The sequence below is a fragment of the Helicobacter pylori NQ4053 genome (assembly GCF_000274605.1).
GTDB classification, from domain to species: Bacteria; Campylobacterota; Campylobacteria; order Campylobacterales; family Helicobacteraceae; genus Helicobacter; species Helicobacter pylori_CV.
The window spans coordinates 291,298-299,917 of the sequence record NZ_AKNV01000004.1 but is presented as its reverse complement, the minus strand read 5'-3'; the positions used below and the strand labels follow the sequence as shown (position 1 = coordinate 299,917).

At 34.4% G+C, this 8,620-nt stretch carries 10 protein-coding genes, 1 rRNA gene and 2 pseudogenes; 6 read left to right on the top strand and 7 right to left on the bottom strand.

Annotated elements, in window-relative coordinates; genetic code table 11:
• Both rrf and AYS37_RS08830 read left to right on the top strand, forming a co-directional pair.
• Window positions 1–118, top strand: a 5S ribosomal RNA gene (gene rrf / locus AYS37_RS04555).
• Window positions 119–696: 578 nt separating this feature from the next.
• Window positions 697–1,377, top strand: coding sequence for a hypothetical protein (locus AYS37_RS08830; RefSeq protein ID WP_001874644.1), 681 nt, complete (start codon window positions 697–699; stop codon window positions 1,375–1,377).
• 76 nt (window positions 1,378–1,453) lie between these two features.
• On the opposite strand, the gene AYS37_RS08510 is transcribed toward AYS37_RS08830, so the two are convergent.
• The gene (locus tag AYS37_RS08510; RefSeq protein ID WP_001874643.1) at window positions 1,454–1,603 is read right to left on the bottom strand and encodes a hypothetical protein; all 150 of its coding nucleotides are present in this window, start codon (window positions 1,601–1,603) and stop codon (window positions 1,454–1,456) included.
• 41 nt (window positions 1,604–1,644) lie between these two features.
• Between AYS37_RS08510 and AYS37_RS08505 the strand changes: the two are divergent.
• From AYS37_RS08505 to AYS37_RS08655, 4 genes and pseudogenes are all read left to right on the top strand, one after another.
• Window positions 1,645–1,765 (top strand): annotated as a pseudogene (locus tag AYS37_RS08505) (DNA adenine methylase); the annotation flags it as partial.
• Window positions 1,766–1,925: 160 nt separating this feature from the next.
• Complete coding sequence (mscS, locus tag AYS37_RS04540; RefSeq protein WP_000343463.1) at window positions 1,926–2,750, top strand: small-conductance mechanosensitive channel MscS; 825 nt, start codon at window positions 1,926–1,928, stop codon at window positions 2,748–2,750.
• Between the two features lie 80 nt (window positions 2,751–2,830).
• Entirely contained in the window at window positions 2,831–2,992 is a 162-nt protein-coding gene (locus AYS37_RS08660; RefSeq protein ID WP_000417511.1) for a hypothetical protein, read from the top strand.
• A 45-nt stretch (window positions 2,993–3,037) separates the two neighbouring features.
• The gene (locus AYS37_RS08655; protein WP_000517563.1) at window positions 3,038–3,253 is read left to right on the top strand and encodes a hypothetical protein; all 216 of its coding nucleotides are present in this window, start codon (window positions 3,038–3,040) and stop codon (window positions 3,251–3,253) included.
• Between the two features lie 150 nt (window positions 3,254–3,403).
• Here AYS37_RS08655 and AYS37_RS08650 read toward each other — a convergent pair.
• From AYS37_RS08650 to AYS37_RS08815, 6 genes and pseudogenes are all read right to left on the bottom strand, one after another.
• Window positions 3,404–3,532 (bottom strand): annotated as a pseudogene (locus AYS37_RS08650) (type II restriction endonuclease); the annotation flags it as partial.
• On the bottom strand, window positions 3,517–4,020 hold the full coding sequence (locus AYS37_RS08825) for a Card1-like endonuclease domain-containing protein (protein WP_241209037.1): 504 nt from the start codon (window positions 4,018–4,020) through the stop codon (window positions 3,517–3,519). The pseudogene AYS37_RS08650 and the gene AYS37_RS08825, both read right to left, overlap by 16 nt.
• On the bottom strand, window positions 3,983–4,699 hold the full coding sequence (locus AYS37_RS08820) for a PDDEXK family nuclease (RefSeq protein WP_001874639.1): 717 nt from the start codon (window positions 4,697–4,699) through the stop codon (window positions 3,983–3,985). The genes AYS37_RS08825 and AYS37_RS08820 overlap by 38 nt, the downstream gene beginning before the upstream one ends.
• A 91-nt stretch (window positions 4,700–4,790) precedes the next feature.
• Window positions 4,791–5,300, bottom strand: coding sequence for an AAA family ATPase (locus AYS37_RS08640; protein WP_001874638.1), 510 nt, complete (start codon window positions 5,298–5,300; stop codon window positions 4,791–4,793).
• Window positions 5,293–8,385 carry a DUF2357 domain-containing protein gene (locus tag AYS37_RS04515; protein WP_000362589.1) on the bottom strand — a complete coding sequence of 1,031 codons (3,093 nt, stop codon included), beginning with the start codon at window positions 8,383–8,385 and terminating at the stop codon, window positions 5,293–5,295. The genes AYS37_RS08640 and AYS37_RS04515 overlap by 8 nt, the downstream gene beginning before the upstream one ends.
• 6 nt (window positions 8,386–8,391) lie before the next feature.
• Window positions 8,392–8,616 carry a restriction endonuclease gene (locus tag AYS37_RS08815; RefSeq protein ID WP_241209036.1) on the bottom strand — a complete coding sequence of 75 codons (225 nt, stop codon included), beginning with the start codon at window positions 8,614–8,616 and terminating at the stop codon, window positions 8,392–8,394.
• Window positions 8,617–8,620 lie beyond the last annotated feature (4 nt).

The window sequence follows — 8,620 nt, the reverse complement described above, 5'->3', positions numbered from 1 at the left end:
CCTTGTGCCTTTAGAGAAGAGGAACTACCCAGTTAACCATTCCGAACCTGGAAGTCAAGCTCTTCATCGCTGATAATACTGCTCTTTTCAAGAGTGGGAATGTAGGTCGGTGCAGGGATAGGGAAATGTTTTTTAATCTTGCTTTTTATTTAATTTCATTATTGACTATATTTTAGTGCTTTATTTTTCTGTTGCTTTTTTCATTTCTTTTATTTTTAGTTGTTTTGATTTGGGGTTTTATTGTTTTATTTTTGCATGCTCTAACTTGATTTTATTGGTGGTGTTTGGTTTTTCTGTATCTTTGCCTTAAGATTCTAAAAACTATAAAATCAGCTTGCCACCCCAAAATTCAGGCATTCTTAAGCTAAGTCTAAGTCTAAGTCTAAGTCTAAGTCTAAGTCTACTATACTCAAAAGCTTATAAAATCATCAAAAAGGGTGCTGAAATGAATGTTTTATCAGATTGTGCTTTATTTTTTTGATTGGGTTTTTTGGCGCGAATAAAACCCTAAACGCAACAGCCATTCCTTCTCTTGACTTTGGCTCTTTTTCCATGCCAATCACTGCCAATTTCTCAGATGGTGCGTTAAATGTATTCAAATGGTTTGAAAAACACCCATCAGTGGGTGTTAAAGTTGGTCGGCTTGCAAATTAAGACGACACTACCTCTACTCTAATAAGCATCATTGTTTTCATTGTGATAGTTGTCGCAATGATTGCCCTTATCGCTATTTTTATAAGGGATACATTACTAACAACAATTGCTGTAGGATCGCTCATAGGATCTTTATGGTTGTATATGGTAGGGTTTTATTATCTCTATGGTGTTCCCTTTTTGAATTATTTGAGCGGTTGTTATGAATCGTTTTCTTTCTCCGCTTGCTATCCTGATAGTTTGCAGCTACTCCCCACCCTTATGCATTATTCACCCATTTACTCCATAATCAAACTTCTTGCTCATTTTAATATAGAGATCACTTCTAAGATTATCATTTCTCTTGTTTGGGTGTGTATAGGGCTGTATTTTTTGTTATTGCAAGCGTTTTTTAGTCTTACAAATTATTGGTTTCAGAAAATTGAAGAAAGCAAAAAATTGCCTTTTTTCTTTGAATCAATCTGTAGATTATTTCATGTTTTTTTTGTAGCTTCTTTTCTTGCTGTGCCATGCTACTACGCTCTATTGGCGATGGAATACCAAATAGCCTATGAACACCCAGGAGAATTAATAAGCACGATTGGTTTTGTTGCGTTAGTAGTGCTTGTGTATTACTTATGGGGTAAATGGGAGAAGTTGCTATATGGGGGGCACACCTTCCAATCAAGAGCAACAACTCTCCAATCAAGGCAACCAAAAGCAATGATTGTGATTGATCGCTAGGTCAATCTGACTTAAGCTCCAAAAAGGAATCTCAAACTAAAAGACATGCAGTGTTAAGCCAATATGTTATTGGATTTTAGAGTTTTAGAGTCTTTTTAAAGGAACGCTTGAGCCAATTCAAAGGAGCAAAAAGAGGGATCACTTCATTCCTTTTGAAAGAGTGTGGGTTTGAATACAATACAGGAAAAAGACTATCATGCGAGCTATCCAAATTAGATCTGATCAAAAACTACCCTTTAATGGTTGTATCAATGAACTACGAACTACATCGGCTATAAATACAAACTCATTCCCTTTATTCAAGAAAATATCCATGCGGTTGTGGGGCAACCTTTTGGGTGTGATTTTTTACGATCTGTTCGCTGGGACGGGTATCGTGGGGTGTGCGTAAAGTGGCCTCTAGGTTCAACACTAAAAAACCTTTTTTCATTAGACAGCGTGTTAAAAGCCAATCAAGTTATCCCTAAAGATGCTTAACATGTTAAAATAATCTCATACAAAATTAAGTTGTTTGATCGCTTTTAAGCGATTTTTAAAAGGAAAAATTTATGGATGAAATTAAAACGCTGTTAGTGGATTTTTTTCCGCAGGCAAAGCATTTTGGGATAATCTTGATCAAGGCTGTCATTGTCTTTTGTATAGGTTTTTATTTTTCGTTTTTCTTACGGAACAAAACCATGAAGCTTTTATCCAAAAAGGATGAGATTTTAGCGAATTTTGTCGCACAGGTTACTTTTATCTTAATCCTTATCATCACCACAATCATTGCACTCAGCACGCTAGGCGTCCAAACCACTTCTATTATCACTGTTTTAGGAACGGTGGGGATTGCGGTGGCGTTGGCTTTAAAAGATTACCTTTCAAGCATTGCTGGAGGGATAATCCTTATTATTTTACACCCTTTCAAAAAAGGAGACATCATTGAAATCTCTGGCCTAGAGGGCAAAGTAGAAGCGCTTAATTTTTTTAACACTTCTTTACGCTTGCATGACGGGCGTTTGGCGGTTTTACCCAATAGAAGTGTTGCCAATTCTAATATTATTAATAGCAATAATACGGCGTGTCGGCGCATTGAATGGGTTTGTGGGGTAGGGTATGGGAGCGATATTGAACTGGTGCATAAGACTATAAAAGATGTTATTGACTCAATGGAAAAAATTGATAAAAACATGCCCACTTTTATTGGGATCACGGATTTTGGACAAAGTTCATTGAATTTTACCATTAGGGTTTGGGCAAAGATTGAAGACGGGATTTTTAATGTGCGCAGCGAACTCATTGAACGCATCAAAAACGCCCTAGACGCTAACCACATTGAAATCCCTTTCAACAAGCTAGATATTGCTATTAAAAATCAAGACTCTTCTAAGTGATTGGTGTGAGGCGCATTGATTGCAGTAACACTTGAAATTTAAAGGGGTAACCCACATCAAGCGGTAGCGTATGTCGTTTAATGGAAAAATATAACGATAAAATAAAAGAGGTTTTAAACGATGAGCTAACCTACTATTTAAATAAAACCATTAAAGAGTGGGTGTATAACATCAATTATGAACTTGAGAAAGTAGAAAAAAATCTAAAAGCTAAACAAGAACAAGAGAAACGCATGGCATAAGAGCCATGCACTTGGCAGTGAAACAAAAGAAAAAAAGGAAACAACATGGGAAAAATGAAACAAGAAACAGCGATTGACTATGAAAAATTAGCGAACCATTGGAATAATAATGATGAAAACAGCGAAGCACTAAACGCTTTTGCAGACGCTTACCTTTATAAACATGAGAAAAAGAGTCAAAAGATTCGGGCAATAGAGGTAAGTTCTCTAAACAAATCTTGCACGAAAGAATTTTACCACAAAAACCCAAACTTATTTTAATAACGATCGCTCCAAGGAACCAACGCCCTATGACCTCAAGAAAAGAGAATAGCTTGAATCGGTGAGATCAGCTCCCATACCAGTTTTTGGGCAGGATAAACAAACCCTATTCCTAAAATATTTTGATTCATTTAATCCTATCTAAAAATATTAATCTGATTCTAAAATTCTCTTTAACTCTTTAGTGAGATTTGCAATTTCTTTCAACTCTTTAAGGTTGAGAGTAAGCTTATAATTGACTTGATTATTGGGTTTCATTGGCACTAATTGTTTCTTAAAAACTCTAAAATCCAATAGCATATTAGTTTAACACCAACTAAACACCCTCTCCCTAATTTATCAACGCCTAGAGTTATTAATATAATTCTCAATATTTTTTTAAAATCTTTAAAGATAAACTCAATGTTCAAAATTTTAACTTTTTCTTGAAGACCTTTTCCCAAATTACCATCAATTGATATTAAAATGCATTTCGCATTGGCTCCACCAAAATTTTGAGTGTTAGCAGATAGAGCGGTTAAAACCCCCTTATTTTTTAACTCCCCACTCTTGCATTCTGCAACATAGAGATTTTTACCATCGCTAAAAGCTATGTCAAGCTCAGCATAAATAGGGTGCTTATCTTCTTGAGTGGCATTTGTGTTTTCAACGCCCAAAATCATATTCAAGCGTAGATCATAGATTACCTGTTTGTCTAGCAACTCCAGTAATTCACAATAAATATATTCTTCAAACCAACCCCCTAATAATGTATTTTCTAAAATCATCTTCATCTTCTGAATATCTGAGCTTTATTTCCTTTCCATCTATATTCACGCAAACTTGATGGTCTTTGTAAAACATTTTCAGATTATTTTCGCAAATATTTATCGTTTTATCTTTGGCATAGTTTTCATTGATCTTTTGATAGAGCGGAATAATTCTTGCACGATGTTCATACAATAAGTTGCTTAAATTTTTACGCTCTTGTATTTTTTCTAAACTCTTTTCGTCTATAATACCATTTTGTTTTATCATACGATTTGGGACATGCAAAGAGAAAAAAGTTTCCACATCTTTAATGGGGATAGCCGGAATAGCAAAAGGCTCAATACCGCTTGGATTTTTAAAAAATAATAGCCGTTGGGCTTTTTCTTCAATATAGAAATAAGGCGCTTGAAAATATTCTGATGCCTTTAGCCCTGCTAGAAACATCATTTTAGTCCCACCGGTCAAATTAAAACACAATCTCTTATCCTTTAGGCCATGTTCGTTTGTGTGTTCCAAAATGTTTTCATAAATATTTTTAGGTTCAAAAACATTCACTTCTATAGAATGAAGACGATCGGTATTGATTTGAAAATTCTCATTAGTTTCTTTTCGTTCTTCAAAAAACCTCTTTAATGCCTTAGCGTTTTTGGAACTAGAAGTGATAAAAACATGCTTTTGAGCGCTAAATTGACGCATTCCTAAAAAATAGGCATTAATTACTCCCCTAAAGAATGGAAAATCACATCAAAATCAAAATTGTATTTTAAAAATTCTAAGGCTTTTAGGCTCAACTCTCTATTTTGTTTCTCATAATCCTGTGGCTCAACTGGAATCCTCTCCAAATAAAAATCATAGTCATAATGCTTTGCAATACCTCGTGGCTTCTTGATGCATTGCTCAATATCCCATCCATAATCCATTGGGGGTTTCTAAGGCATCTATTCTTAAAATCAATCAACAAAATTTTATAGCCAAATTCTCTAGCCATATCTGTATATGGTTTGCTTTGCCACGATTCAAAATTGGTGTTATCGCACACTACAATATCTATACGATTTTCTAAAGCTTGTTTGAAGGCTTCTTGATTGTTTTGGTGGTATTCATTGAGTTTCTTTTTATCAAAAACATAACGCCTGATACCCTCTTCATCTATTTGGATGAAATATTCATCAGTAGAATGAACGCTGATAGAACGCCCCAAGCTTTTTGCCAACTCTTCAATCTGTTTGGTCAAAGAGGTCTTGCCCCCACCTGGAATGGCGCGATTGATAATGACTAATTTGTTTGATTTATTCATTCTCTTCTGTATTCTCTTCTGTCCCTTTAATTTCAATTCCAACACCTTCCAAATCCCCACTTAAATACAAGCGTAACGCCCACAACAAAGGTGGGATATTGTTAAAGCTTTGATTTTTTAGCTCTAATTTTACAAAGCTTTTAATTCCAGTCTCTTTCTTTATCGCTTTATCTATGCTGTCCAATAAACGCATGGTTTTTTCACTTTCATGGATTAATTCTAATCCTCTTTTAAGATTACGATAAGATAAAAACGCTAACAATAACTCGCATGCACTACTAAAATAGAATGATTTAAGATCTTTCAAACATTCTTCTATGCATTTTAAAAAGCCTTTTTGCTGCTCCAAGCTGGTTTGAGCCATCAAGTTCTTTAAAAATTTCTCATTAATCCAACTAGCCCTAGCCACAATTATTAAAGTCTTTGGGTTAGTAAGATTCTTAAAAATCGTTTTTTGAAAGTCTTTTTCAAGAGAGCCTAAACATCTGCTTAGTAAAAAATCCATAGGTAATTTAACAAATTCTTGTTGTAATTTTTCAGGAATGCTATCATTCAGACGGCCAAAGAAATCCAGGATCTCTTTTTTAAAATCTTTATCTGTTTGTGGGTCAAAATAATACTCTTCTAACCGCCTCAAATGTTCTTTAAAGGGAGTAGCAAATTCAGGATTTAGGGTTTCTAACTCCTCAAGCGTGTAATGTGAAAAAATTTTTAAACAAGGATACTTGATTCTTTTGAGCACTTCTATTCTGTGTTTAATTTTCTCATCTAGAGGTTTTCTTTGATAATAATTTTTAGCTGTATTTAATAAAACAATTTCTTTATTTTTTTCCAAACCATAAATTTTACCTTGATATTTACTAGGGTCGTTCTTATCTAAAAACACTTCCAAACACACTCGCACGCCTCGTGAAAGCTCATCTTTGTTCGCACTCTCTTTGCACTGACGGCTATGACAAAAAACTTTTTTACCATTTGTTTCCACTATGTAAAAAAGTTCATTGTTTTTGTCTTTCCCTATTTTTGAGATTCCACCGCATTCTAGTTTTTTCTCTAAGAATTCTATGCCTCTCTCTAAAACAAATCTGGGTGGACTATTTAAATCTTTCAATGTCTCTAATGGCTCTAGCACCCACTCAAACAAATCAGAACTTTTGCCCTTATTAGGATTAAAATCACTTTTTAGTTCATCAATACTTGGTTTTTTGATGGGATCGGGCGTAGGGAGTTCAACCCTATCAATACGCTGCCATTCCATGACAATGGGCTTTAAATCATTATTGACAGGTTTAAACTCTAACACATAGTTAAACTCGGTGCCAATGTCATAAGTGAGCGTGAGTTTGTATTCTTCGTCATTTTCTAGGGGAAAATCTTTAGAGGTGATTTTGCCTTGATAGGCGATTTTTTCTTCATTTAGGATCAAGGGCAAAGCAAGGCTTTCTCGCCCTTTAGGGATAATAAAAGACGTTTCAATCTCTAGGGTTTCTTTATCTCCTAAAATGGTTTTATCTTTAATGATCTCAAAATTTTTAAACCGCCCGTCTTTAACCACTTCCATAGAGAGCTTAGGCAAGCATTCTTTATACAGAATAAAGCCTTCTTTTTCTAATCCTAAGGCTCTTTTAAAATTTTTTAAAGCTTTTTTGATAAAAGAATCTTGTAGAATAAAGGCCTTTTTTGAACCATCGCTTTTTTGCCTCTCCAAAACCAAGCCACAATGATTAAAGGTCTTACTTTTATGGTTTTCTTTAACGACCAAATCCACGCCGTTATAACGCAAACGCTCATTTTTCTTTAATTTATTTTCAAACAAAAAACTAAATCCTAAAGCAACGCTTTTAGGATAGAATTTTGCGTCTTTAAAATACAAGCTTATTTTATGCTTGATCTTAGCAAATTCAAAATTTTTAATATTATCATCTAATAAATAATATAATTTTTCTATCTTATAGCGTTCCTTGAAATCTCTCATAAAAGCTTCTACGAGAGTCTCATCATAGTCTTTGAGAGCGTTGGCCAAATAACCTTTTTTATTTATCTCACCCTTAGCGCCATTAGCGTTGGTGTAAATATTATCCTCCTGCTTTTTGGCTAAAAGGGGGAGCTTTAAAATCTTTTCTTCATTGTCATTACCCACTAACAAAGCGAAGGGTTCAGGGCTAAACATATCAATATACATTTCTTTATAAACTCCCTTACACAATTCCAATTGCGGGATTTCTTGATTTAAATTTATAGGCTGTCTTAATTCATTTTCAAAAAACTCTTTCGCTTTTAAACGCATCTTTTCAAACGATAAATCTTTCACTGGAAAACTATTTTTAATTAGCGCGTATAAATCTTGTTCATTTCTAATTAGCGTGGGTTCAATGTTTATAGAAGTATAAAATTGGACTTGGTATAAACACTCCAAATAGAAAATTTGATCCAAATTCATCAATGACCCCACACCATCATAAAGCCAATCATGGGCTTTAAAAATGCGTTTGTAGTGCTTATCAAAATGCAACAAGTTATTAGGCATGATGGCTTGTTTTTCGTCAATTTGTTGGGCTACTTTACTCTTTAAAAAACTTGTTATGCTGAAAATTAACTCTTCAAAAACCTGTTGGAATTCTATCTTGCGCCAATGAATTATTCTTAAAAGTTCTTTAATGAAACGCTTGAGAAACCTGTTTTCATGCGTATTGGCATTCACATAACGCTTGACGCTCAATACTTTATTGTCGCACAACTTTTCTTTCAAACTACGACCTGGTCGCTTGGCTAAATACAATACGCATTTAGCGTCAAATTCCCTAGCCCTTTCTAAAGGCATTTTTAAATGTTTTCTGCAGATATTGGTATTTAGATTGCTAAAGATAGCCTTTAGGGCTGGCTCCACAAATTTGCACAAAAAATACAAATCATCTTTATACGGCTTTTTTTCATAATCAAATTGCGCGACATTTTCCAAAACGCTAAATAAATCTCTGTATTCAAAAGAAGCGCTAAAATCATCAAAAAAAGCAATCGATCTTAAAAAACTCCGCGCTTTCAAACGCTCTATATGATTAGGCGCATAGAGTTCTTCTAGATCCATTACAAGCTACTTTTTGAGAAGTTTTTCATATTCGGCATTATTCAAATAGTTAGCGCTGTTAAACACAAACTGATTAGAATCATTTTCCATAGCTTGTTTGAAATCCCAAGACACGCTAAAGTCTTTCAATAGATCTTGAATCTTTGTTAAGTGTTGGTTGTTGCGTGTCTGAACCCCTCTAAGTTTGGGGAAGATCTTTAAAACCAAGCATTCTTCATAAGCGAATTGCAAAGCC